Source organism: Saccharopolyspora sp. NPDC047091, assembly GCF_040643635.1.
GTDB lineage: Bacteria > Actinomycetota > Actinomycetes > Mycobacteriales > Pseudonocardiaceae > Saccharopolyspora_C.
On the sequence record NZ_JBEYUS010000053.1, the window covers coordinates 20,571 to 46,876 of the forward strand.

Sequence of the window (26,306 nt, forward strand, 5' to 3'; positions counted from 1 at the left end):
TGCTTTGGTGGTCGCTGCTCAGCGGCTGCGCCGCTGACAGGAAAAGGACACTGCCCGCTGCACGCGGTGCCAAGTGTCCGTTTACCGTCGGTTTCTTTCGGTCCCGCCTGCTCGCTGCCGGGGTCAAGGGCGGTAGGGGCGGGACAGGGCGGTTTCGATCGCCGTGGCCGCGGTGCGGAGGCGGTGCACCGAGTCCTGGATCCGGCCGACGAGCCGCGAGGTGGGGCCGGAGATGTTGACGGCCGCGACCAGCGCTCCCGAGTGGTCCCGCACCGGAACGCCCACCGAGGTGAGGCCGATCTCGACCTCCTCGCCGGCCACCGCGTACCCGCTCTCGCGTTCGGCCCGCAGCCGCTCCAGGAGTTCCGGGAGATCGCGGGGCGCGGCGGTGCCGGAGATCGGCGTCCGCAGGTCCTGCTCGGTGAGCGCGTCGACGAGGTCGTCGTCGGAGTCGAACAGCAGCGCCCGCCCGGAAGCGGTGCAGTGCATCGGGGAACTCCGCCCCACCCAGCCACCGGCGCGCAGCGACTGGTTCGACTCCTCGCGCAGCACGGTGAACGACCGGTTGCCGCGCTGCACGGACAGCAGCGCCACCTCGCCGGTGCGCGCGACGATGCCGCGCAGCGCGGGCCGGGCGGCGCGCAGCAGCGCGGCGTCCCCGGCGCTGGAGGCGAGCACCAGCAGCGTCCAGCCCAACCGGTAGCGCCTCGTCTGCGGATCCTGCTCGACGAGCCCGCCGCGCTCCAGCGATTTCAGCATCCGGGAGACCTGGCTGCGTTCCCGTCCGACGGCGCGTGCGAGATCGCTCACGCCGTGGTCGTTCCCGGCCCCGCCCGCGCCGAAGGCGAGCAGCAGGGCAGCGACGCGTTCCGCTCCGGTGTCCATCCCCGGAGTCTGCCACCTGTTGTCGCAGCGACAACACCGTGACCGCGGTTCTCGGCGAAGTACCAGTACAGCTGCTCGCAGTCGTTGTCGGGACAGCAACATCGATGGACCGTTCGGGTGGCCGGGCTTAGCGTGACCGCGCTGCGAGCGACCAGTTCGCCCTCGACGAGGAGAGTGAGACGGCCGATGACCGCCGACGCGGGAACCACCACCACCGGGGACCGGCTCTACGGGCCCCAGACCGAGCTGGGAGTGCGCAACTTCCCGCCGCTCGGCCGCACCTTCGGCGACCTGGCGCCGTTCGTGCGCCACTACGCGCGGGTCAAGCTCGCCGCCGCCCGCGCCAACCTCGCCGCGGGCGTGCTCGACGAGGCCCGGTGCGCGGCCATCGGCACCGCCTGCCAGGAGATCATCGCGGGGGGGCACGCCGACCAGTTCCCGACCCCGCTGGTGCACGGCGGCGGCGGGACCACCGCGAACATGAACGCCAACGAGGTGATCGCGGCCAGGGCGAGCGCGATCGCCGGGCTGCCGGTGCACCCGAACGACCACGTCAACGCCTCGCAGTCCACCAACGACACCTATCCGACGGCGATGGCGCTGACCATCCTGGAACTGGTCGCGGAACCCGTCGCGGCGCTGCGCGAACTCGCCGCCGCGTTCCGGTGCAAGGCCGCCGAGTTCGACGAGACCCCGCACCTCGGCCGCACCTGCTTGCAGGACGCGGTGCGCCTCACCGCCGGGGACAGCCACCGCGCCCACGCGGCCGCCGTCGACCGCGTCGCGACCGGGCTGGAGAACTCCGCCGCGGGCCTGCACGCCGTGCCGATCGGGGCCACCGCGGTCGGCACCGGCATCGGCGCCCCCGACGGGTTCGGCGAGCGGTGCGCCGCGGAACTCGCCGAGCTCACCGGACGCCCGATCACCGCCGCCGCGGACCGCTTCGACGCGCTCGCGCACTTCGACCCGTACGCCGAGATCGCCGCGGCCGGGACCCGCGCGGCCCTCACCACCGCGAAGATCGCCGCCGACATCCGGCTGCTGTCCTCCGGCCCGCGCGGCGGGTTCGGCGACCTCACCATCCCGGCCGTGCAGGCCGGATCGTCGATCATGCCCGCCAAGGTCAACCCGGTGGTCTCCGAATACGTGATGCAGCTCAGCTACCGGGTGCGCGGCCACGGGCACGCGGTCGAATGCGCCGTCGCCGCGGGGGAACTGGAGCTCAACGTGATGGAGCCGGTGGTGCTCGACGCGCTCACCGGCACCTTCGACGACCTCACCGCCGCCGCCACCACCTTCGCCCGCCGCTGCGTCGACGGTCTGGCCTGGGACGGCCCGCACCGGGAGCGGAACCTGACCGGCGCGCTGGACCGCTGGGTCGAGCTGTCCGCCGCCGAAGGCTACGAGACCGCCACCGGTCGGCTCCGCGACGGCGGAGGTGACGCATGAGCACCACCACCTGCGCCTACGAAGACGCGCCGCTGACCCGCTTCCACCTCCGGGTGGCCGTGTCCGGCACCGGCGGGCAGTTCAGCGACGGGTTCATCCTCGGCATCATCGGGATCGTCATCGCCGCCGCCGGGGGAGTCGCTCGGACTCACCGCCCTGTGGAAGGGGCTGCTGGGCGCGGCGACGCTGGTCGGCCTGTTCGCCGGCGCCGTCCTCGTCGGCCCGATCGCCGACCGCATCGGGCGGCGCGGGATCTTCGCCTGGAACATGCCGGTGTTCGCGGTGCTGTCGCTGGTGCAGTTCTTCGTGCAGACGCCCGGCCAGCTGCTGGTGCTGCGGTTGCTGCTGGGGATCGTGCTGGGCGCCGACTACGTGGTCAGCAAGTCGCTGGTGACCGAGCACGCGCCGGTGCGGTACCGCGGCAGGCTGATGAGCCTGCTCGCCGTCGCCTGGGCCGCCGGGTACGTGTTCGCCTACCTGGCCGGATTCCTGCTCACCGGGCTCGGCCCGGACGCCTGGCGCTCCATGCTGGTGGTCAGCGCCGTGCCCGCGCTGCTCGTGGCCGGGTTCCGGTTCGGGATCCCCGAATCACCGCTGTGGCTGGTCCGGCACGGGCGGGAAGCCGCGGCCGCGGCCGCCGTGCGCCGCCACCTCGGCCCGGACGTGCTGCCGCCGACCGCCCCGCCGAGCACCGGCCGCCGCGGCCTGCGCGCCCTGTTCGGCCCGGCCCACCGGCGGCGCACCACCGTCGGCGCCGTGTTCTACGTGTGCCAGGTCGTGCCGTTCTTCGCCCTCGGCACCTTCTCGCCGCAGGTGATGGCCGCGTTCGGCGTCACCGGGGAACTCGGCGCGGGCGCGCTGTACAACGGGTTCCTGCTCGTCGGAGCCGTCGTCGGGCTCGCCCTCATCGACCGGATCTCGCGGCGGCTGTTCCTGATCGGGTCGTTCGTGCTCGGCGGCGTGCTGCTGGCCGGGTTGACGCTGTTCTCCGGTGGGCCGGCCACCTCGGTAGTGCTGTTCACCGCGTTCGCGTTCGTGCTGGCCGCCGCGGTGAACCTGGAGTTCGTGTACCCGCCGGAGCTGTTCCCGACCGATCTGCGCGCGTCCGGGGTGGGGCTCGCCGTCGCCGCCAGCCGGATCGGCTCCGCGGCGAGCACGTTCCTGCTGCCGCTGGTCGCCGACGCCTACGGCATGGACGTGGCGCTCGGCGGCTGCGTCGTGGTCCTGTTCCTCGGTGCCGCGATCTGCTGGCTGTGGGCCCCGGAGACCAGCACCGAGGTCCTCGACTGACGCCGGATCAGCGCGCCAGGACGTCGCGGACCGCGCGCGCCGCGGCGTCCGGCCGGGACCAGACGAGACCGGAGTGGCCGACGTCGTCCAGGCGGCGGAGCTCGGCGCGGGGGAGCGCGGCGGTGAAGTCGGCGTAGAGCTCGTGCTTGGCGCGGGCCGCTTCGGCGGCGGAGGCGCGGGCCTCCGGCGGGGACAGCTCGTCGGCGAACGCGTCGGACCCCATCGCCGAGACCAGCACCAGCGGCAGATCCGGATCGGGACCGGCTTCCCGGACCTCCCGGAACAACTCGGGCAGGTTCATCGATTCGCGCAACGACCGGAGGTGCGCGGCCGGGCCGAACCCCCGGGCCAGCAGCGGTTCCCGGACCTCGGTAGGCCAGTCGGCGAGCGCCCGGCCGACCGCGGCCCGGTACGCGTCCCGCATCGCGGTCAGCCGGTCGGCGGGCAGCTCGACGTCGGTGGTCCACGCCCGGAGCCGTTGCGCGGCCTCGGTGGGCAGGCGCTGCACGATCTCCTCGTGCGTCGGGTCGAGCAGCACCAGCCCGGCGACCTCGTCCGGGAACCGCTTCGCGTACAGCCGCGCGTACAGCCCGCCCAGCGAGTGCCCGACCAGCACGCGCGGCCCCGGCACGTCCGCCGCCCGCAGCAGCGCGCGCAGGTCGTCGGTGACGCGGGTGCCGCTGCGCGGCAGCTCCACCGGATCGCTCCAGCCGAGGCCGAGGCGGTCCACCAGCACGCTGGTCGTGCACTCGGCGACCTGCTCGTGCAGGCGCAGTCCGTGCAGCCCGGACATCCCGCCACCGGCCAGGAACACCGCGGGCGGGCCGCCGCTACCGGAGCGGTGCAGCAGCATCTCCCCGGCCGGGACCGGATAGCGCGCCCCCAGCGGGGCCGGTGCCTCGTCCACGTCCGAACCTCCCGTAGTCCGCTGCCGATGCTGCCAGGCGGCACCGCGCACCCCCGGCTCGGGGTGATCGCGGACACACCTCGGGCCAGGAGGCTTTCCCTGCCGCTGCGGCATGGTTGGACACTGCTCTCCGACGAGGCGCGCTGGTCGGTTCGCCGATTCGCGACGGACCCGGGAGCCACCCGGGGCCGCACGGCAGACGACCTCCTCTTCTCGTCGAGGGGGCAAGCCATCCAGAGGGAGAGACATGACGGGCATCGACCACGAGGGCGCGCAGCCCGGGCCGAACGGGGACCCGACCACCGCGACCGGCACCACCGCCACGACCGGCACCACCGCCACGACCGCCGAGACCGGCACGACCGGCACGACCGCCGAGATCGGCACGATCGCGGAGGACCGGGTCGACGCGCCCGCCGCGAAGAAGCGGTTCCGCTGGCGCAGCAAGGACTACACGCCGGAAGAGCTCGCCGAAGCCCAGCAGCAGTGGCGCGACGCGATGCCGTGGGAGCACCCGATGTCCCGCGGCGACAAGTTCCTCGTGTTCGCCACCTTCGGCGTCGTGCTGCTGATGATGGCCTCGATGCCGTTCCGCCCGTTCCTGCTGGCCTCGCACCCGCTGGGGTTGAGCGCGGTCACCGGCAGCCTCTCCGCGATCGGCGCGGGCGCCGCGTTCGCCCGCATCGGTGAGCTGGACCTGTGGCTGGTCGTCGCGGCGGGCGTGTTCGGCATGGTCAAGTTCGACTGGTTGTTCTGGCTCGCCGGGCGCCGCTGGGGCGAGAAGATCATCCAGATGTGGGCGCCGGGCGAGTTCGGCAAGCGGTTCGTGGCCCGCGTCCGGTCCTGGCCGAGCTGGGCGATGCCGCTGGTCATCATCGCCGCGGCGCTGCCCGGCATCCCCGCGCCCGCGGTGTTCGCGGTCGCCGGCGTCAGCGGGATGGGCCTCGTCCGGTTCCTGATCTTCGACGCGATCGGTGCCGGGCTGATGGCGGGCCTCGTCGCCGGGCTCGGCTACGGAATCGGGCAGCACGCCGTGGACTTCGTGCTGATGATCGACGACTACGCGCTCTACCTCACGCTGGCCCTGGTCGTCTGGGTCTCGGTCCAGGCCGGGCGCAAGGCGAGCAAGGAGCAGAAGGAGAAGAAGCGCCAGGCCGCTTGAGTCGGGGCCTTCCGCTGCTCACTGCCCGTCTCGCTGCTTCTGCCGGGTAGCACTGGGATAGCGGAACCTCGGCGGTTCCCTCGCTGCGGGATCGGTTTCTCGTGCACCGGGCACGTGCACGGCGAAATCCCCGTCCTCGCGAGGGAACCGCTGAGAATCCGCGGGCGATCCGGATGCCCGGGTGGTCGGCAGCTCTGCGGCTCCGCCGCCGACGAGCGATCGACGAAGCCCGCCGGGCGAGTTCGAGGGCGCCGACTCGCCCCCGGGCAACAGGAATCCGAGCTGCTGATCAGGGCAGGTAGTACATCGGGTTCGGGAGTTTGACGGGCTTTTCGGCGTGGCCGCCCTGCAGGTCGCTGTCCTGGTCGCCGAGGTTCAGCACGATCGTGTTGCCGAGCGATTCGATGTGCGCGCGGGTGGCGGACTTGTACTCCACGGTGCTGCAGTCCAGCCCGCACGGCAGGTGGTCGGGCGCCTCGGTGGTCGGCTTGAAGAACGCTCCGGCGGGTTCCGGGAACCCCTCGTCGGCGAGGTTGCGCAGCGAGGCCTTCTCCAGGTCGTCGCCGCGCCCGGTGAGGAAGTAGACCCGCACGCCGTGCGCCGCGGCCCAGTCGGCGAGCTCCCGGGTCTGCCGGATCGGTTCGAACTCGGCGTCGTCGATGGCCTCGCGCTGCTTCTCCTCGTCGAAGCCGAAGTCGTTGTCGGCCTCCCACCCGTAGGTCAGTTCCGAGGTGTCGTCGATGTCGAGCACGATCGCCGGGTTCGGCACGCCCTCGGCGAGCCGCTGCCGCAGGTGGGCCTCGGCGTCGGCGACGGCCGCGTCGAGCTGCCGGTCCCAGGCGCTGCCTTCGGTGGCGTGGTGCTTCCCGTCGGCGTCCACCCGGTCGCCGTAGTAGTCCTGCACGGCGAGCTTCGCCCGCCCGAGGTTGGCCGGTTCGACGCCGGACGAGTCCGCGGCGAGGGCGGTGACGCCGCCGGCGAGGGTGGCGCCGATCGCGGCGGCGGCACCGAGCTTGGCGAGTCCGGTCAGGCGGTGGACCATCGTGTCGCTCCCTGGAGATCGCGGTCGAGATGCGCGGAACCTAGCAGCACGGCGCCGCCGGACGCGGGACATGACGCGTTCCCGACGGCGGGTCGCCCCCGACGAGCTGCGGATTTCCCACCGCACGGGAGGGGTTTCCCTCGACTGCTCGCTTTCGGCGGCGGTCTCGCGGAGATCCGCTCCCCGCGTGCGGTCGACTGGTGGTGCGGAGGTCGCCCCGGTGGACGAACCGGGGCTCCGCGCGGCCGATCAGGTCGCGCGACCGGGGGGCGACGACACCGCCGCACCCCGTCCGCATTCCGCGCAGGCAGCCGGATCCCGGCCGCCGCGCCGTCATGCCCACCAACGGAAGGAACACGAGTGAAGAAGCTCGCGACCGGTGCCGCGCTCGGCCTCGGACTGCTGCTGGCCACCGCCGCCCCCGCTGCCGCGGAGGGCTACGTCTACACCGGCAAGTGGTACAACACGGCCGCCGCCTGCGAGAAGGCCTGGGCGGACGCGCACGGCGGGGGCGGCGGCACCGCACTCCCGCACCAGTGCCGGCACAACGCCGGTGCGAACGTGTACGAGCTGTGGGCCTACCAGCTCTGATCCGGCGGTCCGCGTGACGCGGGCCCGGTGACCGTCCCGTTCGGCCGCGCGGCCGAACGGGACGCCCGGTTCAACTCCCGGCCACGTCCAGCGCCGTCCAGGCCAGCGCGGTGGCCGCGTCCAGCAGCGCCCGCTCCGCGTCGCCGCCGACGCAGTGCGCGGCGAACTCGGGCTGGTGGTTCAGCGCGGGCAGCGAACCGATCCCGACGTACGGGTGGATCGCCGGGACCACCTGCGACACGTTGCCCATGTCGGTGGATGCGCGGTTCATCCGCCGCGCCACCGGATCCGGGTCGCTGCCACGGCCGAGGCGCTCGGCGTTGCGCGCGTACGCGTCCAGGGCGGGGCGGCAGGTGCGGAACTCCGCGTAGGGCTTGCTCTCCGGCACGATCTCCAGCGCGGCGCCGGTGGCGTGCGCGCCCGCTTCGAAGCAGCGCCGCACCTTCTCCTCGGTGTCGGCGAGTTCGGCGAGGCTCTCCGCCCGCACGTACCAGCGGCCCTCGGTGCGCGCCGGGATCGCGTTCGGCGCCTCGCCGCCGTTGGTCAGGACGCCGTGCACCCGCACCGTGTGCGGCAGCTGCTGGCGCAGCAGGCCGATCGCGACCTGGGCGACGGTGAACGCGTCGGCGGCGTTGACGCCCTGCTCCGGGTAGGCCGCCGCGTGCGCGGACTTCCCCTGGTAGGACACGTGCGAGTGGGAGACCGCGAACGGTTCCGCCGCCACGACGTCCACCGGCGCGGGGTGCGCCATCATCGCCAGGTCCAGCCCGGCGAACGCGCCGCGCTCCAGCATCTCGATCTTGCCGCCGCCGCCTTCTTCGGCGGGCGTGCCGTACACCTCGATGGTCAGCCCGGCCGAATCCGCCAGCGGGGCCAGCGCCCGCGCCGCCCCGACGGTGATCGCGGCGATCAGGTTGTGCCCGCAGGCGTGGCCGAGCCCGGGCAGCGCGTCGTACTCGGCGCACAGGCCGAGCCGGAACGGGCCGCTGCCGAACGTCGCCAGGAACGCGGTCTCCAGCCCGAGGTAGCCCGGTGTGACGTCGAATCCGGCTTCGGACAGGGATTCGGCGACCCAGCGCGCCGACCGGTGCTCCTGCCACGCCGTCTCCGGGTGGGCGTGCAGCTGCTCGGAGAGCCGGATCAGCCGGTCGGCGTCCGCGGCGACCCGGCCCGCGGCCGCCTGCTTCGCGCCGGTCATCACTCGTCCCCCGGCACGCCGTAGGACGGCGCGGCCGTCGGGTCGAGCGCGCGGGTCACGTAGTCGTCGCGCTGCGGCAGCCAGATCTCCAGCAGGGCGCGGAGATCCGCGATCGGCGTGTCGCTCCAGTCGATGCGCAGGTCGGTCTCGCGCCACGACACCTCGCGGACCACCGACAGCCCCGCCGAGCGCACCGGACCGGCCTCGCCGCCGGCGGCCAGGCCCGCTTCGAGCGCGGTCAGCAGCCGCTGCTCCAGCTCGCCGGTGGCACCGGTGAACGACTCGGCCACGGCGTCCACGACCTCGGGCGCCGCCAGCATGTTCCCGGCCGCCACCACGCCCGGTTCGACGCGGTGCCGGTGCACGCCCAGCGACGCGGCCCCGGAGTGCGCGGCACCGCCACCACCCGGTTCCAGCACGGTGAGCTGCCGGTGCTCGACCGACTCGCGCCCGCGCACCACCGAGTCCAGCGCGGCCTGCGCCCCGGCCCCGGACTCCAGCGCGTCCAGCAGCGCCGGGCCCAGCCGCGGATCGGTCACGTTCTGCGAAGAAGCGCCGCCCACTCCGGCGCGCAGGTGGATGCAGCGGGCCGCGACGGCGGGGCTGGAGGAGGTCACGGCGATCCCGACCGCGCCGCGGCCGTCGGTGCCGAGCACGGAGAACGTCATCGCGCACCTCCCGGGAGCACGGCGATCGCGTCGATCTCGACGAGCCATTCCGGCCGGGCCAGCGCGGAGACCACGACCCCGGTGGAGATGGGGTGCACGCCGCGGGTCCAGCGCCCGACGGTGCGGTACACCGCTTCCCGGTAGCGCGGGTCGACCAGGTAGATCGTCAGCTTCACCAGGTGCTCCATCCGGGCCCCGGCCTCGTCGAGGAGCATCGCGATGTTGGCCATCGCCTGCTCGGCCTGTGCGGCGGCGTCGCCGATGCCGACGGACTCGCTGGTGTCCAGGTCCTGCCCGATCTGCCCGCGCACGTACACGGTGTCCCCGGCGACGACGGCCTGGCACAGGTCGTTGTCCAGGTCCTGCTCCGGGTAGGTGTCCCGGGTGTTGAACGGCCTGATCCGGGTGTGGCCACCCGCGACGATCGGCGGATTCGTGGTCATCATCGGCTCCTTCGGCTGTCGTGGTCGGCGGTGAGCGCGGCGGCGTGCTGCGCGAGGTAGCCGCGCTGGGTGGCGATGTGGTCGGCGACGTAGCGGGCGTCGTGCCACACGCCCCAGATGAAGCTCGACCCGCGCCGCGACAGCCACGGCAGGCCGAGGAAGTAGATGCCGGGTTCCGCGGACACGCCGCGCCGCTGGTCGGGCCGCCCGTGCTCGTCGAACGCGTCGACCTGCAGCCAGTCGTGATCGGCGGCGAACCCGGTGGCCCACACGACGGAGCCGACCTCGGAGAGGTCCAGCTCGCGGCGCGGGTCCGTGGCGGCGGCGGGCAGCGGCCCGAGCACGTGCGCCTCGGGTTCCGGGGGCAGGTCGAGCCCGTTGCGCTCGACGTGCTCGTCGGCGGCGCGCAGCAGCGCGAGGTGCTGGGCGTCGCCGTGCTCGATGTTCGCGGCCAGGTCCGGCGCGAAGCGCACGGCACCGTCCACGTAGGACTCGGTCCGGCCGACGAGTTCGATGCCGGTGCGGGCCAGCGCCCGGAAGTCCACGGTGTGCCCGCCCCGCGCGCCGCTGACCGCGATGGTCACGTGCGCCGCGCCCTGCGGCGGCGTGTCCGCGTCCCACAGCCCGAGCACGCCCAGCCACCAGCAGAAGTCCCGGCCCCGGTAGCGGCGCGGCGGCCGGTCGTGCGGACCGGCGGACAGCAGCACGCGGCGCCCGGACCGGCGCAGCTCGTCGGCGATCTGGACGCCCGAGGAACCGGACCCCACCACGAGCACGGCGCCCGCCGGCAGCTGCTCCGGGTTGCGGTAGCCGCTGGAGTGCAGCTGCACCGGCCCGGCGTCGGCGGGGATCACGGGCGGGATCACCGGCCGCTGGAACGGGCCGGTCGCGGACACCACGAACCGGGCGTCGATCGAACCGTCCGAGGTCTCGACCCGGAATCCGGGCCCACCGGCGTTCTTGCGCACCGAGGTCACCTCGACCCCGCACCGCACCGGTGCGCCGATCTTCGCGGCGTAGTCGGCGAAGTAGTCGGCCACCTGGTCCTTGGTGGCGAACTCGTCCGGACCGATCCCGGCGAACTCCATGCCGGGGAACCGGTCGTGCCACGCGGGTCCGTTGGCGACCAGCGAGTCCCACCGCTCGGTGCGCCACCGCTCAGCGATGCGGTGCCGTTCCAGCACGACGTGCGGCACGCCGTGCTCGCCGAGGTGCTCGCTCATCGCCACGCCCGCTTGGCCGGCGCCGACGACCACCACCTCGGTCCGTTCCCTCGACATTGCGACCTCCTTCGACCGGCAGTCGCGAGTTCTTCCCGCTGCCACGGGGAAATCCTCGAAGACGCCGTGAGTTCTGTCCAACAGATGTTGCAGCTGCGCCGGATCGGTTCGTCAGATGCGGGCGGGTTCGGCGTCCGGATCGGCGGCGGGGGAGAGGTCCTCGGCGCGCAGCAGCGCGGTCCCGGCGGTCTCCCGCAACGTCAGGGCGGCGACCAGCCCGCCCACCGCGAAGATCATCATGTACGGCCCCGGCACCAGCGTGCTGCCGGTCGCGGAGATGAGCACCGTCAGCACGTACGGCACCGTCCCGGCGAACAGCGCGGCGGTGACGTTGTAGCCGATGGACAGGCCGCTCTGCCGGGTGCGCGTCGGGAAGATCTCCGCGGACCACACCGCGTAGGTGCCGAGGATCGCCGCGAGGCACGCGCCCAGCAGCAGCCCCGCGATCCACGTCCCGACGATCCCGGTCCGCATCAGCAGGAACGCGGGCGTGGCCACCACGAGCAGCCCGCCGGTCGCCCCGATGAACACCGGTTTGCGCCCCACCCGGTCCGAGAGCCCGCCGAACAGCGGCACCAGCACCAGCCCCAGCAGCGAGATCGCGGTGGACAGCAGCCCGGCGCTGCCCGCCGAGTGCCCGAGGTGATCGGTCTCGTAGGTGACCAGGTAGGTCAGCACCACGTAGAACGGCACGTGCATCGCCGTCATCAGCCCGGCCGCCTGCAGCAGTTCGCGGCGGTGGGTGCGCAGCAGTTCGCGGGCGGGGCTGCGCGGCACGGTGTCGGCGGCCTCCAGCGCCCGGTACTCCGGGGTGTCCTCGATCTTGTTCCGGATGATGAAGCCGATGATGCCCAGCGGTGCGGAGACGAGGAACGGGATGCGCCAGCCCCACTCGGTGAGCTGCGCCGCGTCCAAGCCGACCGACAGCAGCAGGAACGCGAACGAACCGGCGAGGAATCCCAGCAGCGAACCGACTTCCAGCCAGCTGACCCCGAACCCGCGGCGGCGGCGCGGCGCGGTCTCGGCGAGGAAGCTGGCCGCGCTGCCGAACTCGCCACCGGCGGCGAAGCCCTGCACCAGGCGCAGCGCCACCAGCAGCACCGGCGCGGCGATCCCGATCGACGCGTACCCGGGCAGCAGGCCGATCGCCAGCGTCGCCCCGGACATCAGGAAGATCACCAGCGACAGCGTCCGCTTCCGCCCGATCCGGTCGCCCAGCGGACCGAACACGGCGGCGCCGAGCGGGCGGATCCCGAAGGACACCGCGAACACGCCGAACACGGCCAGCAGCCCGGTGGTGCTGTTCTCCGCGGGGAAGAACACGGTCGCGACGGTGTCGGCGAGGTAGGCGTAGGCGGCCCAGTCGAACCAGTGCACGAACACGCCGACGGCGCCTGCGGCGACGCTGCGGCGCAGTCCGGCGGGGCTCGGGGCGTCCGGAGCGGCGGGGCTGTGGTGCGAGGTCGCCATGCGCGCCTCCAGGCGTCGGGGTGGGGGAGCCGCGCTGGTCGGGCGGCGCGGTGCGGACCAGACTGACGCCGGGGGCGAGGATTCGTCCAATAGATGTTTTCGCTGCGCGTGAGCTGAAGAACTGATGACCTCGGGGGGATTCCGGCGCCGTTGCGGGCGCGTTTCCGGCCGCGGTCGCTAGCGCGCGTCCCGCAACAGGTCCATGACGGCGCGGGCGCGCGCGGTCTGCCGCACGCCGTCGACCGAGGTGATCGTCACTTCCAGCGGCGGGCGCTCGCCGAGCAGGTCGAGCGCGACGACCTCGCCGCCGCCGTAGGTCTGCGCGGTCCGCGGCCGCTGGTTGAGGATCGAGTACCCGAGGCCCTGCGCGACGAGGGAGCGCACCGTCTCGTAGCTCCGGCTCCGGTACCGCACGTCCGGCGCGGTCCCCGAGGACGCCACCACTTCGCGGAAGTAGTCGCGGCTGTAGGGCAGGTCCAGCAGCACCATCGGATCGGCCGCCAGCTCCGCGAGGTCCACCGCCTCCCGGTCGGCGAGCCGGTGCCCGGCCGGGACGATCACGTGCGCCGGCGCCAGGTCGATCGTCTCCCGCCGCAGGTCGGCATCGGTGGGCGTGCCCAGCCCGTAGGTGAGCGCGAAGTCGATGCGCCCGGTGCGCAGCGCCTGGTGCAGGTGTTCGGCCTCGTCCTCCACCACGGTCAGCTCGACGTCCGGGCAGTGCCGGTCGCAGGCGGCGAACAGGGCGGGCAGGTAGTACGGCGCGAGCGTCACGAAGCAACCGATCGCCACCGGCCCGGTGAGGGCCCCGCCGCTGCCGCGGGCTTCCGCCTCGACGTCGCGGGCGCGGGTCAGCAGGTCGCGGGCCTGCTGCAGCAGCCGTTCCCCGGCGGAGGTGAGGGTGAGGCCGCGCGCCCGGTGCCGGATGAACAGCTGCAGCCGCAGCTCGTGCTCCAGGTTGGCGACCGCGGAGGAGACCGCCGACTGCGCGATGCGCAGCTCGTCGGCGGCGGCGGTCATCGAGCCGTGCTCGGCCGCGGTGACGAAGTAGCGCAGCTGCACGAGCGTGAACCCGACGGGCGTGGTCATACCGGGCCTTCCTTTGCCTTCGAACTCTTGCTGCGTGGTGCTGGGGTGGCGGAACCTCAGCTGCTTCCTCGCTGCGGGATCGTTTTCACCGGTGGCTCCGCCACAGGCGAAAACGCTGTCCTCGCGAGGAACCAGCTGAGAACCCGCGGGTGGTCTCGTTGCTCTGGTGGTCGTCAGCTCAGCGGCTTCGCCGCTGACAGGAAGACGGCTTGATTCGTCGGGCGGGTCGGCTCGCGACCTCCTCGGTCGGGTCACCGGGCGAGCCGGGCGGTGCGGGTGATGTTCCACGAGTTGGCGGGTCCTTCGAGCCTGCGCCCGTCGACGTAGAACACGGCCTGGTCCGGCAGCGAGGCGGTGTCGGCGTCGAGGTTGTCGTCCTCGATGCGGCCCAGGTGGGCGTAGGTGCGCACGTCGCGGACGAACCGCTCCACGTCCAGGCCGAGGTGGCGCGCGAGTCCGCGCAGCAACCGGGCGTCCGGTTCGTCGCGCTGCTCGGAGATCGCGTCGTGCATCTCCCAGAACCGGTCCTGCGCGCCCGCGGCCTCGATCGCCAGCGCCCGCACGAAGTCCGGCTGCGCGGTGACGTGGTGCCGGAACACCAGCCGGAACTCGTCGCCGAGCAGGTGCCGCACCTCGTTCTCCACCTCGAAGGTGCGGGTCCGGTAGCGGTGGTCCAGCGCCGCGTAGACGACGACCGTGGTCCGCGCGCCGACCGGGCCTCGGATGTGGTCGCGTTCGGGGTCGACCTCCCGTTGCAGGGTGCGCCCGGCCGGCGCGGGCAGCGGCCGCAGCCGGTTGCCCGCGGCGAACACCGCCCAGGACAGCCCCAGCGCGAGCGCGGACGCGAGCAGCACGCCGACCCGCGCCTGGTCCCGCAGCGCCGGGTCGGACAGCGCCAGGTCCACCACCAGCAGCGAGATCGTGAAGCCCATCCCGGACAGCGCGCCGACCCCGGCCAGCCGCGGCACGTCCAGGCCCGGCGCGCGGGTGCTCGTCACCAGCCGCCGCACCAGCGTGGAGGTGCCCGCGATGCCGAGGAACTTCCCGAGCACCAGCCCGGCGACCACGCCCCAGGTCAGCCGCGAGCTCAGGGCCGCCGACAGCGCCTCCCCGGACAGCGGGACGCCCGCGTTGGACAGCGCGAACAGCGGCACGACGAGGAAGTTGACGTAGCTCTGCAGCAGGTCGGTGAGCCGCTGGTTCATCGGCACCGACCGGTCGATGCTCCACCGCGCGAGCCGGGCCACCCGGGCCGCCGGGGCCTGCCGGAACTGGTGCACCACCCTGGAGGCGGTGTCCACGTCCTCCAGCCGCGTCGGGTAGACGGGCATCAGCAGCGCGATCAGCACCCCGGCGAGCGTCGGGTGCACCCCGGACAGGTGCACCGCCAGCCACACTCCGGCCCCGACGACCAGGTACGGCATCACCCGCCAGATCCGGGAGCGCTGCAACAGCCAGATCAGCACCAGCCCGGCGGCGGCCACCGCGAGCCAGCCGGGGGAGAGGTCGTCGGTGTAGAACAGCGCGATCACGCCCAGCGCGCCGATGTCGTCCACGACGGCGAGCGTGAGCAGGAAGACCCGCAGCCGCGGCGCCTTCCGCGGGCCGACCAGCGCGAGCATGCCCAGCGCGAACGCGGTGTCGGTGGAGATCACCACGCCCCACGCGTGCGCGGCCGCCGACCCGGCGTTGAGCCAGAGGAACAGCACCACCGGCACGACCAGCCCGCCGAGCGCCGCGCACACCGGCAGCACCGCCCGCCTGCGGTCGCGCAGCTCGCCGAGGGTGAACTCGCGCCGCACGTCCAGCCCGACGGAGAAGAAGAACACCGCCATCACGGCGTCGTCCACCCAGTCCGATGCGGACATCGACAGGCCCAGCCCGCCGATCCGCACCTCGGCCTCGGTGGACCAGAAGTCGTCGTAGCCGCTGCCGAGGTTCGCCCACACCAGGGCGACGAGGGTGGCGGCGGCGAGCGCGGCAGCGGCCAGCGGCTCGCTGTCCAGGGCCCGCAGCAGCGCGCGCCGCTGCCGGTAGAAGCGCGGCATCGTCAACGTGCACCGTCCCGGTGGTTCCCCTCCGCACCGGTGCGCCCGGCGCCGTCGCGGGCAGCATAAGGCGGTGGCGCGGGTGGTGGCCCGATGTCCGCACCGGCCCGGCTCTTCCGGAGGGGGTGGGAGAGCGCCGGGCTAGCCGGCGGCTTCCAGGGGCTGGTCGGTGCCGCGCCAGGTGGCGGCCAGTTCCTCCACCGGCAGGGCGAGGGCCTCGCCGAGGCAGATGATCGTCCCGAAGCCGGGGGAGGGCAGCCGCCCGGTCTCGATCTTGCGCAGGGTCTCCGGGGAGATGCCCGCCGCGTGCGCGACCTCCACCGGGTCCCGGTCGGCTCGCGCCTGTCGCAGCAGGGACCCGAGGCGCCTGCCTGCTTCAATCTGCTGGGGTGTGAGCGGTTGGCGGACCATGCACCCAGGATAGGGTTGGTATTACTATACCGTCCAGTGCTAGCGTTCCGGTATAACTATACCGACCACCCGTGATGAGGTACCCGTGATCGAGATCAAGACGCCCGCGGAGATCGAACGCATGCACGTGACCGGCCGCTTCGTGGCCGAAGTGCTCTCCGAGATCGGCCGGATCGCCGACGTGGGCGTCAACCTGATGGACCTGGAGCACCACGCGCGCGCCATGATCGAGAAGCGCGGCGCGGAATCCTGCTACTGGGACTACGCCCCGTCCTTCGGCAAGGGGCCGTTCCGCAACGTGATCTGCCTGGCGGTCAACGACGCGGTGCTGCACGGGAAACCGCACGACTACGTGCTGCGCGACGGCGACGTGCTCACCGCCGACCTCGCCGTCAAGATCGACGGCTGGGCCGCGGACTCCGCGCGCACCGTCATCGTCGGCACGCCCGCCCCGGAGGACCAGCGGATCATCCGGGCCACCGAAGAGGCCCTGGAAGCGGCGATCGAGGCGGCGCGCCCGGGCAACCGCATCGGCGACATCTCGGCGGCGATCTACGCGGTCGCCTGCGACTACGGCTACCCGGTGAACACCGAGTTCGGTGGGCACGGCATCGGCCGCACCATGCACGAGGAACTGCACGTCTCCAACCGCGGCCGGGCCGGGCGCGGGCTGAAGCTGCAGGCCGGGCTGACGCTCGCGCTGGAACCGTGGTTCGCCCGCACCACCGACCAGATCATCTACGACGAGGACGGCTGGACGATCCGCTCCGCCGACGGTTCGCGCACCGCGCACTCCGAGCACACCGTCGCCATCACCGAGGACGGTCCGAAGGTGCTCACCCGCCGCGAAGCGGAACTCGCCGCGGCCTGAGCGTTCCGGCCGAACGGCCCGCGCCGCGGGCCGTTCACCGGGTCGCGACCGCGGGGTGCGGGTAGCGGATGCGGACCGCCGCGGCCGCGACCGCCGCCGCGAGCACGATCGCCCCGGCCAGCAGCAGCACCCGGTCGTACCCGCCGTCCAGCAGCGGGGCGGCCAGCAGCGGCCCGAGGATCTGGCCCGCGCTGTACCCGGCGGTCAGCATCGCCACCGCGCGCGGCACCAGCAGGTCCCGCCCGATGGCGAGCGAGAGGTTGCTGATCCCCATGAACGTGGCGCCGAACAGCACCGCCGACACCAGCGCCGGAACGGCCCCGCCGAGCAGCGCGGGCAACGCGATCCCGACGGCCTGCACCAGCAGCGCGGCGAGCAGCAGCGCAGGTCGGCTCCACCGCAGCGACAGCCGGGCCCACACCGCGCACGAGGGCAGCGCGGCCAGCCCGACCAGCACCCAGGCGCCGCTGCCGAGCGGGCCCGGCGCGGTGTGCTCGATCGCCGCGACCAGGAACGTCCCGGCGATGATGTACCCGACGCCTTCCAGCGCGTATCCGGCCAGCAGCGGCCCGAACCACCGGTGCGCGCGGGCGGGGGCGGGCGCGGTGGCCGCCGCTCCCGGCCGGGCTTCGGGGACCAGCCGCCACGCGAGCGCGGTGAGCACCGCCGCGAGCACCGCGCACGCCCACCACGCCTCCCGCCAGCCGCCCGCCGTGCGCAGCGCCAGCACCAGCAGGCCGGACGCGGCGATCCCGCCGCCGACGCCGCCGAACACCCAGCCCGTCCAGTGCTGCGCGTGCCCGTCCAGCCGGGACAGCGCCGCGCTGACCGCGACCATGAAGATCAGCGCGCTGGCCGCGCCCGCCACCAGCCGCAGCACCGACCAGGCCGCGGCACCGGTCAGCACCGGCATCAGCGCCAGGCTCGCCACCAGCGCGAGCAGCGACCCGCGCAGCACCGCGGTCGAGTGCACCAGCCCGGGCGCGGCGATCCCGACCAGCGCACCGGCGAGGTAACCGACGTAGTTGGCGGTGGCCAGCGAGGCGCCGAGCCCGGCGGACATGCCCGCCTGCGCCTGCATCAGCGGCAGGATCGGGGTGAAGGCGAACCGGCCGACTCCCATCGCCGCGGCCAGCGCCGCTGCCGCGGCCAGGACGACGGGCCGCGGGGAGCCGGTGCGTTCGGAGGTGTCGAGGTTCTCGGAGGTGTCGGGGTTCATGGTGCGCTCGACGCTAAGCGGCCCCGATCTCCTTGTGAAATGCCGATCCGGCTGGTTGCATGCCTGCCGGGCATGGCGCGAGGTGGGAGCGGGGTGCGGTGCGGGTGGACGTGGAGCTGCGGCACCTGCGGGCGTTCGTCGCGGTGGCGCGGCGCGGCTCGTTCTCCCGGGCCGCCGACGACCTGCTGATCACCCAGCCCGCGTTGAGCCGCACCGTCGCGCAGCTGGAGAAGGTGCTCGGGGTGGAGCTGATCGACCGCTCCGCCGGGCAGATCGGGCCGACCGCCGCGGGCCGCGAGTTCCTCGGCCACGCCGAGGAGGTGCTGGCCGCGCTGGGGCGCGGGGTGGCGGCGGTGCGCGCGGGCCGCACGGTCCGGCTCGGCTTCAGCTGGCTGCTGCCCGATCCGTGGGCGCAGCGCGCGATGACCCGCTTCGAGCGGTCCACCGGCGCCTCGGTCCGGCTGGTGCGCTGCGACGATCCGCTGCGGGAGCTCGGCGGGGGAGCGGTGGACGTCGCCGTCGTGCGCGGCGAGCCGCGGGACGCCCCGCCGGGTTCGCGGGCCGTGCACCTCTTCGACGAGGAGCGGGTGGCCGCCTGCGCGGAGCGCGGCGCCCTGCCCAGCGGCGGGCTGGACTGGTCGGAGGTGCCGTCCTGGCCGCTGGTCGTGAACGTCCGCAGTGGCACCACCGGACCGTGGTCCTTCCCGTCCGGGCGCGGGCCGGAACGCGTCGTGGAGACCGAGAACTTCGACGAGTGGCTCGAATCGGTCGCCGCGGACCGCGGCATCGGCGTGGTGCCGGACGTCGCGCGCCGCCGCACCCACCACCCGGCGGTGCGGTTCGTCCCGCTCACCGGAGCGCCGCCGAGCGCGGTGCACCTGGTGCACCCGGGACGCCCGAGCGAGCTGGTGCGCCGGTTCCTCGACGCGGCCACCGCGGTCGCCGGTCCCTGATTCGTCCACTGTGGATTGACCGGGATCTCCTGCCGTGCCGACCGTTCCGCGGGCCGCGATCGGCGACCGGGGCGGCGTCCGCCACCGCCGGATCACCGATCAAGCGGAGTCCGGCCGCCGCCGACCGGGCGGCGTCCGCCACCGCCGCGCGCCGCAGGGGAACGGCCCGTTCCCGGCGGTCGGGTGGGCCGTTCACCCGCGGTGCTCAGGCGAAGGCGCCCGCGTAGGCGTTGAGGGCGGGCTGGCCGCCGAGGTGGGCGTAGAGGACCTGGGAGTCGCGCCCGATCTCCCCGTCCCGCACCAGGTCGATCAGCCCGGCCATGGACTTCCCCTCGTACACCGGGTCGATGATCATGCCTTCGAGGCTGCCGCTGAGCCGGATCGCGTCGAGCGTCGACTGCACCGGGATGCCGTAGCGATCACCCGCCCAGCCCTCGAGCACGGTGATCTCGTCCTCGCGCAGCTCGCGGCCGAGACCGATCAGCTCAGCGGTGTTCCGGGCGATCCGCTCGACCTGCGCGCGGGTCTTGGCCAGGGTGGCGGAGGCGTCGATGCCGATGACGCGGCGCGGCCGGTCCTGCCCGGCGAACCCGGCGATCATGCCCGCGTGGGTGGAACCGGTGACGGTGCAGACGACGATGGTGTCGAAGAAGACCCCGAGCTGCTCCTCCTGCTGCGCGACCTCGTCGGCCCAGCCCGCGAAGCCGAGCCCGCCGAGCCGGTGCTCCGACGCTCCGGCCGGGATGCCGTAGGGGGTGCCGCCCGCGGCCCGCACCTCGTCCATCGCCTCTTCCCAGGACTCGCGGATGCCGATGTCGAATCCGGCGGGGTCCAGCCGCACGTCGGCGCCCATGATCCGGGACAGCAGGATGTTGCCGACCTTGTCGTTGACCGCGTCCGGCCAGTCCACCCACTTCTCCTGCACGAGCCGCGCCTTGAGCCCGAGCTTCGCGGCGACCGCGGCGACCTGGCGGGTGTGGTTGGACTGGTAGCCGCCGATGGACACCAGCGTGTCGGCGCCCGCGGCGAGCGCGTCCGGGACGATGTACTCCAGCTTGCGGGTCTTGTTGCCGCCGTAGGCGAGCCCGGAGTTGCAGTCCTCCCGCTTCGCCCAGATCCGGGCCCCGCCGAGGTGCGCGGTGAGCCGGTCGAGCGGGTGGATCGGGCTGGGCCCGAACAGCAGCGGGTAGCGGGGGAAATCGGCCAGCGGCATGACGTCTCCTAGATCTCGATCGCCCGTGGGCGGTGATCGCCCGCCAGATCGTGCGGGGTGCTCCGGCCGCGCGCCACCCCCGTCTCGCGCACCGGGACCGCAGCGCCCACCCGCGGCGCGCTGACCAGCGCCGATCACCTCCGGACGCGCCGCGGATCACACCGCCGCCGCGCCACTCACCGCAACTCGCCCGGCAGCAGCCCGAACACGGCGGTGTCGCGCCGCCCGTGCCGGAACCGCTGGTGCGAGCGCAGCACCCCTTCGAACGCGAATCCGCACCGTTCGGCCACCCGCCAGGACGCTGAGTTGGTCGGCTCGCAGGTCAGCTCCAAGCGGGCGAGGCCGAGGTCGTGGAAGCTCCACGTCGCCAGCAGGCGAACGGTCCCCGTGGCCGCACCGCGTCCGCGCGAGTCCGCACCGAGCCAGTACCCGATTCGGGCGCGCAGCTGCTCCAGGTCCACGTCGTAGAGCGCAGCGCCCCCGAGGACCGTGCCGAGATCGTGCGGATCGGCCACGGCGAACGCCAGCCTGTCCCCGCTTAACCGCGCCTGCTCGTCCGCGGCCGCCCGGTCCCGCAGGTGCTGCGCGGTGAACGGCTCCGGGTGGGGCCAGGAGTAGCGCAGGCACAGCGGATCGGAGAAGGCGGCGAACCGTTGCGGCACATCGGCTGCGCGCCACGGCCGCAACGTCACGGTGCCGTCGGTGAGCGCGGGGTTCGGGAACTCCAGTACGGCCACCCCCGCACCTTCCCGCGATTCCGCCGCGAGCGCACCGCATTTCCCGGCGCGGCGCTCGCCGCCGAGGGCGAATCCGCTCGGCGGCCGAACCCGTACCGAAGTTCCGGGCGCACGAGGTCGAGAACGGGAGGTATCGCCCGCTCGCGCGGGACGATCGCTGACCGGCGCGGGACATCTCGGGCGTGTCCGGTCGCTCCGTCCTGCGGCCCGGCATCGTTCGTGGTCGAGCTCGTCACCGGCTGTGCTGCGGCAGGTTCCGGGCGAGGAAATCGCGGATGAGGTCGGCGGCGGTGTCGAGGTGGCTTTCGAGGGCGAAGTGGCCCGCGTCGAGCAGGTGTACCTCGGCGTCGGGCAGGTCGTCGGTGAAGGCACGGGCGCCGTCCGGGCCGAAGATCTCGTCGTTCGCGCCCCACACCGCCAGCAGCGGCACCCGGCTCGCCCGGAAGTACTCGTGCACCCGCGGGTAGAGCGCCACGTTGCTCGGGTAGTCGCGGAACAGGCGCAGCTGCACGGCATCGTTGCCGGGGCGCGAGATCAGGGCGTGGTCGTGGGTCCAGGTGTCCGGGCTGACCAGGGTCGGGTCCGGCACGCCGTGCAGGTACTGCCAGCGGATCGCCTCGACGGTGAGGGCACCGCGGACGGCCTGCTCGTTCGCGGGACCGGGATCGGCGGCGTAGTCCCAGATCGGCGCCCAGAACTCGGGGACGAAGCCGGCTTCGTAGGCGTTGCCGTTCTGGCTGATGATCGCGGTGATCCGCTCGGGGTGGCGGAGGGCGAGCCGCCAGCCGACGGGTGCGCCGTAGTCCTGCACGAGGATCGCGCACTCCCGCACCCCCAGCTGGTCCAGCAGCTGCTCGGTGATCGTGGTGAGCGGGTCGAAGCCGTAGTCGAACTCGTCGGCGGGCGGCGCGTCGGACCGGCCGAAGCCGAGGTGGTCGGGCGCGAGCACGTGGTAGCGGTCGGCGAGCGCGGGGATGAGCCCGCGGAACATGTGCGAGCTGGTCGGGTAGCCGTGCAGCAGCAGCACGGTCGGGTGCTCGGGCGAGCCGGCTTCGCGGTAGAAGACCTGGTAGCCGTCGACGGTCGCGGTCCGGTGGTGCACTGCGGGCATCGTAACCTCATCAACTGGGTTCAACTGGTTAGACGCGAACGCTAGGCCGTGTCCTGCTAACCTGTCAACAGGCGACGATGCGGTTAGGTTGGTGTGATGGTCGACGACGTGGAACTGCTGCTGGCGCTGCTCAACAGCAGGCCGGTGCTCGACGGCGCCGAGCGGGACGAACTCGCCACCGACGAGACCGCCCGAGCCTGGGCCGTCGCGCACGGCGGCACCGGCACCGCCGCGGAACTCCGCGCCTTGCGGCAGGTCCGCGACGGGCTCACCGCCGTGGTGCTCGGGCGGCGGCCCGTCGCGGTGCTCGCCGGTGCGCTGGACGGGGTGCACCGGCGGCCGGCGCTCGGCGACGACGGCGTGAGCTGGGAACTCACCGCCGCCGCCGAGGCACTGCTCCCGGCCCGCGCCGTGCTGGGGTGGGCGTGGGTCGCCGAGCACCTGCCGGGCCGGCTGCGGCCCTGCGGCAACGACGAGTGCCGGTTGTTCCTGCTCGACCGCAGCAAGGCCAACAAGGCCCGCTGGTGCTCGATGGCCACCTGCGGCAACCGGATGAAGGCCCGGCGGCACTACGAGCGGACCCGGCAGTCCACATCGGACTGACAGTCACGACCGGGTGGTCGTCGCGTGCTGGTCGACCTTATCGTCGGCCGCGGTCTTCGGCCGGAACACCGTCGTGGAGAGCGCGGCGACCAGCCCGAGGGCCGCGAATCCGGTCAGCACGGCCGGAATCGTCCACGGTTTCGCCGGATCCGCCGTGATCCCCACCAGCCACGGGTGCGTGACGTTCGCGGCCATGCACCCGGTCAGCAGGATCGAGTTCGCCAGCTGGGCGCGATGGGTGGCGGTGCTCAGCCAGGCCAGCGTCGTGGGCAGCACCGGCCCGAGCGCGAACCCCGCCACCGCGTAGCACAGCACCGGCGCCGCGCCCCACGCCGAGAGCGAGAACACCGCGACCGCGATGGCCAGCGAGATGCGGATCAGCGTGGCGGGACCGAGGTTCTTCGCCGCCAGCGGGATGATCACCCGGCCCGCGGTCAGCCCCGCCCAGAACAGCGCGGTGGACCGCGCCGCATCGCCCGGGTCCATCCCGGACCAGGTCAGGTGGGTGCTCGCCCACGCGCCGACCGAGGTCTCCAACCCGTTGTAGAAGATCCCGGCGATGATGAACGGTGCCGAGACCACCAGGACCATCCGGAGCGAGCTCCACCCGGCGCCCTCCGCCGCCGGTACGCGCCGCTCCGCCGCGCAGCACCCGGCCGCCGTCCAGCACAGCACCGTCACCACCGCCATCGCGGTCAGCGTCCACCGGACGTCGACCGGCGCGGTGGCCGCCGTGGCGATCGGGCCGATGATCGCGCCGATGCCGAACGCCGCCTGCAACAGGTTGATCATCAGCACGTTGTGCCGTCCGAACGCGCTCGCGAACGCGGTGTTGAGGTACAGCGCGAGGCCTCCGTAGCCGAGCCCGGCGACGGTGATCGCGGTGACGAACAGCGTCCAGGTCGGTGCCGCCCCCGCACTGCCGAGGCCGGTCGCGAACAGCGCCAGCAGGACGAACACGGTGGGCTTCGGGGGCAGCCGCCGGTCGGCCAGGCCGCACACCAGCGTGGACAGCAGGGCGCCGACGTTGAACGCGACGACCGCGAAGCCGCTGGCGGCGACTCCGATGCCGTAGTGCTCCCGCAGGAACGGCAAGGATGCTCCCAGCGAGGCGACCGCCACTCCGAGAGCCACTATGAGCGTGAAGCCCGCTATGACCGCGCCGGTGCTCGGCCGCCCGGCGGGGGGCTCCTGTCCGGGGCCGCTCATCGTCCGGCGCCGAACGTGTCGTGCGGTCCGAAGACCGCCGGGGGAATTTCGAATTCGTCGATGGGCACCGTCGACCTCCTCCGGGACCGGGGATTCCGCTGCTTTCATTCGCCAACGCGCGCTGCGGAGTTCGGAGGCTAACCCAGGTGAATCAGTGCGCGGGATCGCCCGGCGGAGTGGATCTACTTCGCCGAGCCGCTGAGATCGTCCGGCGTAATTCATGGAATCTCAGCGCGATTCTCATTCGGTGAGTGCGGCTCGCGAAAACTTGTCCTTGCGATGGCAAGGAGTGCTCCGGCTGGAATGTTTGACCAGGTAGTACTGGTTCCTGGCGGTGTTTCGGGGTGTGGTACGGGCGGTGCGCGCGGAGTTGCCGGATTTCGGAGACGGGCTCCTCCGGGATTCGATGAGGAAAGGGTCGATTCGTTGTCCGCGGGACCGTTTCGCGTGTTTCCGCGCGTGAATGAAGCGGTTCTTTCGAGGGGGTGGTCGTTCGCGCGAAAGGTAGTCGACACCGGCTCTGCCGCGCTGGGGATCGGGAAATTCGGGGATGGTGCGGCCGCGCGCGGTCTCGGTGGAGCGGGAGCGGGGTCGGCACTGGTGCCGCCTGGTTCGCGGGTCCACGTCCGAGACGGCTCCACCTGGAGCCGGAACGACGTCCGGATAGCGGTCCAGATGTTCACTTAGGCGGCGGTACGGGGTTCCTCGCGGGCGTCCACGACTCGCAGGTGCGCCGTCGTTGTGCGGTCATGCCAAGGAAAGCGGTGCTCCGGCGGAGTGTTGACACGTCGAGCAGGCGGCCACCAAACTGGCCTGCACGACGACCACAATGTGAACTAATCATCCAATGTGTGCACGCAGTGGTGACTTCCGGCGAGCTGCCGCCGTCCGCCGAGCCCGATCTCGCGTCCCGGACGGCCGCGCGCATCCGCGGCGGCCACCGACGCGCCCCGAACGAGAGGACCACCCTCCAGTGAGCACCACGGACAGCGCGGTCGAGCAGGACCTCGACCGCACGCTCGCGGCCGCCGCCGCCGCGGCCCCCGAATGGGCGCGACGCACCCCCGCCGAGCGCGCGGACGCGCTCACCGCCGTCGCCGACGCGCTCGACGCCGCGAGCCCGGCGCTGGTGCCCATCGCGATCGCGGAGACCGGCTTGGCGGAAGGTCGGCTCACCGGCGAGGTCACCCGCACCACGGTGCAGCTGCGGATGTTCGCCGACCTGCTGCGCGACGGCTCCTACCTGCGGGTCCAGGTCGACGAACCGGACCCGGACTTCGTGCTCGGGGCCCGCCCGGACCTGCGGCGGGTGCTGCTGCCGATCGGGCCGGTGCTGGTGTTCGCGGCGAGCAACTTCCCGTTCGCGTTCTCGGTCGCCGGCGGGGACACCGCGTCCGCGCTCGCAGCGGGCTGCCCGGTGGTGCTCAAGGCGCACCCCGGCCACCCGGAGACCTCGCTGCGCACCGCGGAGATCGTGCGCGCCGCCCTCGACGCGGCGGGAGCACCGGACGGCACCTTCGCGATGATCACCGGAGTCGCGGACGGCAGGCGCGCGCTGGAGGACCCGCGGATCGAGGCGGCCGCGTTCACCGGTTCGGTCGCGGGCGGCCGCGCGCTGTTCGACGTCGCCGCGGCCAGGCCGAAACCCATCCCGTTCTTCGGCGAGCTCGGCAGCATCAACCCCGTCGTCGTCACCGAGGAAGCCGAGCGGGAGCGCGGCGCGGACATCGCCACCGGCTTCACCGGCTCGTTCACGCTCGGCGCGGGCCAGTTCTGCACCAAGCCGGGAATCCTGCTGGTGCCGGCGGGTTCGGCGCTGCCCGCCCGCATCGCGGAGCTGGCCGCGGAGGTTCCGGCGGCGCGGGTCCTCACCGGCAAGATCGCCGACGGCTACCGGCAGCGGCTCGACGAGGTGACCGCGCTCGACGGCGTCGAGGTGCTGCTGCGCGGCGACGAGCAGCGCACCGAGTCCGGGGTCCCCGCGTTCGCGCCCTCGCTGCTGCACGCCGGTGCCGCGTCGAACCTGCTCGACCGGGACGCGGTACTGCTGGAGGAGACGTTCGGGCCGACCGCCGTGATCGCCGAGTACGCCTCGGACGAGGAGCTGCGGCAGGTGCTCGCCGCGATCGACGGGAGCCTCACCGCCACCGTCCAGACCTCCGGCGACCCCGGACCCGCCGAACGGGACCCGCTGCTGCCGATCGTCGAGCTCGTCGCCGCACGCGCCGGGCGCGTCGTGTTCGACCAGTGGCCGACCGGGGTGGCGGTGACGGCCGCGCAGCAGCACGGCGGCCCGTACCCGGCGACGACCGCGCCCGCGCACACCTCGGTGGGCACCGCGGCGATCGACCGGTTCCTGCGCCCGGTCGCCTTCCAGAACGCCCCCGATTCCCTGCTGCCACCGCTGTTGCAGGCCGCGAACCCGCTCGGAGTCCCGCGCGCGGGCTGATCGGAACGACC

Annotated in this window: 23 protein-coding genes and 1 pseudogene; 8 read left to right on the forward strand and 16 right to left on the reverse strand. The window is 73.3% G+C overall.

The annotated features are described in order from the left end of the window. Positions 1-123 precede the first annotated feature (123 nt). Positions 124-885, reverse strand: coding sequence for an IclR family transcriptional regulator (locus tag ABZ805_RS21030; protein ID WP_358442812.1), 762 nt, complete (start codon positions 883-885; stop codon positions 124-126). A gap of 186 nt (positions 886-1,071) precedes the next feature. On the opposite strand from ABZ805_RS21030, the gene ABZ805_RS21035 reads away from it, so the two are divergent. Both ABZ805_RS21035 and ABZ805_RS21040 read left to right on the forward strand, forming a co-directional pair. Continuing rightward, positions 1,072-2,334: a lyase family protein gene (locus ABZ805_RS21035; protein ID WP_358442815.1), complete on the forward strand. Its 1,263-nt coding sequence runs from the start codon at positions 1,072-1,074 to the stop codon at positions 2,332-2,334. Positions 2,335-2,457: 123 nt separating this feature from the next. Then, positions 2,458-3,624 (forward strand): annotated as a pseudogene (locus tag ABZ805_RS21040) (MFS transporter); the annotation flags it as partial. 7 nt (positions 3,625-3,631) lie between these two features. Here the strand turns inward: ABZ805_RS21040 and ABZ805_RS21045 are convergent. Further along, a complete protein-coding gene (locus ABZ805_RS21045; RefSeq protein ID WP_358442818.1) occupies positions 3,632-4,531 on the reverse strand; it encodes an alpha/beta hydrolase in 900 nt (299 codons plus the stop codon). A 247-nt stretch (positions 4,532-4,778) separates the two neighbouring features. On the opposite strand from ABZ805_RS21045, the gene ABZ805_RS21050 reads away from it, so the two are divergent. Next, positions 4,779-5,693, forward strand: a complete 915-nt coding sequence (locus tag ABZ805_RS21050; protein WP_358442821.1) for a VTT domain-containing protein — start codon at positions 4,779-4,781, stop codon at positions 5,691-5,693. A 289-nt stretch (positions 5,694-5,982) separates the two neighbouring features. Here the strand turns inward: ABZ805_RS21050 and ABZ805_RS21055 are convergent, their stop codons facing one another. Further along, the gene (locus ABZ805_RS21055) at positions 5,983-6,735 is read right to left on the reverse strand and encodes an HAD family acid phosphatase (protein ID WP_358442824.1); all 753 of its coding nucleotides are present in this window, start codon (positions 6,733-6,735) and stop codon (positions 5,983-5,985) included. A gap of 360 nt (positions 6,736-7,095) precedes the next feature. Here ABZ805_RS21055 and ABZ805_RS21060 point away from each other — a divergent pair, with 360 nt between their 5' ends. Next, a complete protein-coding gene (locus ABZ805_RS21060; protein WP_358442827.1) occupies positions 7,096-7,326 on the forward strand; it encodes a hypothetical protein in 231 nt (76 codons plus the stop codon). A 70-nt stretch (positions 7,327-7,396) separates the two neighbouring features. Here the strand turns inward: ABZ805_RS21060 and ABZ805_RS21065 are convergent, their stop codons facing one another. The 8 genes from ABZ805_RS21065 to ABZ805_RS21100 all read right to left on the reverse strand — a co-directional run bounded on the left by ABZ805_RS21065 (position 7,397) and on the right by ABZ805_RS21100 (position 15,930). Continuing rightward, positions 7,397-8,524 carry a M20 family metallopeptidase gene (locus ABZ805_RS21065; RefSeq protein WP_358442830.1) on the reverse strand — a complete coding sequence of 376 codons (1,128 nt, stop codon included), beginning with the start codon at positions 8,522-8,524 and terminating at the stop codon, positions 7,397-7,399. Beyond that, positions 8,524-9,192: a DUF1028 domain-containing protein gene (locus ABZ805_RS21070; protein WP_358442832.1), complete on the reverse strand. Its 669-nt coding sequence runs from the start codon at positions 9,190-9,192 to the stop codon at positions 8,524-8,526. The genes ABZ805_RS21065 and ABZ805_RS21070 overlap by 1 nt, the downstream gene beginning before the upstream one ends. Continuing rightward, entirely contained in the window at positions 9,189-9,635 is a 447-nt protein-coding gene (locus ABZ805_RS21075) for a RidA family protein (protein WP_358442834.1), read from the reverse strand. Before ABZ805_RS21075 ends, ABZ805_RS21070 begins: the two co-directional genes overlap by 4 nt. Beyond that, positions 9,635-10,915, reverse strand: coding sequence for an NAD(P)/FAD-dependent oxidoreductase (locus ABZ805_RS21080; RefSeq protein WP_358442837.1), 1,281 nt, complete (start codon positions 10,913-10,915; stop codon positions 9,635-9,637). Before ABZ805_RS21080 ends, ABZ805_RS21075 begins: the two co-directional genes overlap by 1 nt. Positions 10,916-11,026: 111 nt before the next feature. Continuing rightward, the gene (locus ABZ805_RS21085; RefSeq protein WP_358442840.1) at positions 11,027-12,385 is read right to left on the reverse strand and encodes an MFS transporter; all 1,359 of its coding nucleotides are present in this window, start codon (positions 12,383-12,385) and stop codon (positions 11,027-11,029) included. A 177-nt stretch (positions 12,386-12,562) separates the two neighbouring features. Then, positions 12,563-13,471 carry a LysR family transcriptional regulator gene (locus ABZ805_RS21090; protein ID WP_358442843.1) on the reverse strand — a complete coding sequence of 303 codons (909 nt, stop codon included), beginning with the start codon at positions 13,469-13,471 and terminating at the stop codon, positions 12,563-12,565. A gap of 251 nt (positions 13,472-13,722) precedes the next feature. Further along, a complete protein-coding gene (nhaA, locus tag ABZ805_RS21095) occupies positions 13,723-15,519 on the reverse strand; it encodes a Na+/H+ antiporter NhaA (protein ID WP_358442845.1) in 1,797 nt (598 codons plus the stop codon). A gap of 141 nt (positions 15,520-15,660) precedes the next feature. Then, positions 15,661-15,930, reverse strand: coding sequence for a helix-turn-helix transcriptional regulator (locus ABZ805_RS21100; RefSeq protein WP_358442848.1), 270 nt, complete (start codon positions 15,928-15,930; stop codon positions 15,661-15,663). Positions 15,931-16,015: 85 nt separating this feature from the next. Here ABZ805_RS21100 and map point away from each other — a divergent pair, with 85 nt between their 5' ends. Beyond that, entirely contained in the window at positions 16,016-16,801 is a 786-nt protein-coding gene (gene map / locus ABZ805_RS21105; protein WP_358442851.1) for a type I methionyl aminopeptidase, read from the forward strand. A 34-nt stretch (positions 16,802-16,835) separates the two neighbouring features. Here map and ABZ805_RS21110 read toward each other — a convergent pair whose 3' ends face one another. Then, the gene (locus ABZ805_RS21110; RefSeq protein ID WP_358442853.1) at positions 16,836-18,020 is read right to left on the reverse strand and encodes a YbfB/YjiJ family MFS transporter; all 1,185 of its coding nucleotides are present in this window, start codon (positions 18,018-18,020) and stop codon (positions 16,836-16,838) included. A gap of 59 nt (positions 18,021-18,079) precedes the next feature. Between ABZ805_RS21110 and ABZ805_RS21115 the strand changes: the two genes are divergently transcribed. Next, positions 18,080-18,973, forward strand: a complete 894-nt coding sequence (locus ABZ805_RS21115) for a LysR family transcriptional regulator (protein WP_358442855.1) — start codon at positions 18,080-18,082, stop codon at positions 18,971-18,973. 205 nt (positions 18,974-19,178) lie between these two features. Here ABZ805_RS21115 and ABZ805_RS21120 read toward each other — a convergent pair whose 3' ends face one another. The 3 genes from ABZ805_RS21120 to ABZ805_RS21130 all read right to left on the reverse strand — a co-directional run bounded on the left by ABZ805_RS21120 (position 19,179) and on the right by ABZ805_RS21130 (position 22,034). Further along, positions 19,179-20,186 carry a 1-aminocyclopropane-1-carboxylate deaminase gene (locus ABZ805_RS21120; RefSeq protein ID WP_358442858.1) on the reverse strand — a complete coding sequence of 336 codons (1,008 nt, stop codon included), beginning with the start codon at positions 20,184-20,186 and terminating at the stop codon, positions 19,179-19,181. Positions 20,187-20,362: 176 nt separating this feature from the next. Further along, positions 20,363-20,923 (reverse strand): GNAT family protein, encoded by a 561-nt coding sequence (locus ABZ805_RS21125; RefSeq protein ID WP_358442861.1) that lies wholly within the window; start codon positions 20,921-20,923, stop codon positions 20,363-20,365. Between the two features lie 232 nt (positions 20,924-21,155). Next, positions 21,156-22,034, reverse strand: a complete 879-nt coding sequence (locus tag ABZ805_RS21130) for an alpha/beta hydrolase (protein ID WP_358442863.1) — start codon at positions 22,032-22,034, stop codon at positions 21,156-21,158. Positions 22,035-22,130: 96 nt separating this feature from the next. On the opposite strand from ABZ805_RS21130, the gene ABZ805_RS21135 reads away from it, so the two are divergent. Beyond that, positions 22,131-22,637 carry a CGNR zinc finger domain-containing protein gene (locus ABZ805_RS21135; protein WP_358442866.1) on the forward strand — a complete coding sequence of 169 codons (507 nt, stop codon included), beginning with the start codon at positions 22,131-22,133 and terminating at the stop codon, positions 22,635-22,637. A gap of 3 nt (positions 22,638-22,640) precedes the next feature. Here ABZ805_RS21135 and ABZ805_RS21140 read toward each other — a convergent pair whose 3' ends face one another. Further along, entirely contained in the window at positions 22,641-24,068 is a 1,428-nt protein-coding gene (locus ABZ805_RS21140; RefSeq protein WP_358442869.1) for an MFS transporter, read from the reverse strand. A 751-nt stretch (positions 24,069-24,819) separates the two neighbouring features. On the opposite strand from ABZ805_RS21140, the gene ABZ805_RS21145 reads away from it, so the two are divergent. After that, on the forward strand, positions 24,820-26,295 hold the full coding sequence (locus ABZ805_RS21145) for an aldehyde dehydrogenase (NADP(+)) (RefSeq protein WP_358442871.1): 1,476 nt from the start codon (positions 24,820-24,822) through the stop codon (positions 26,293-26,295). The last annotated feature ends 11 nt before the right edge of the window (positions 26,296-26,306 follow it).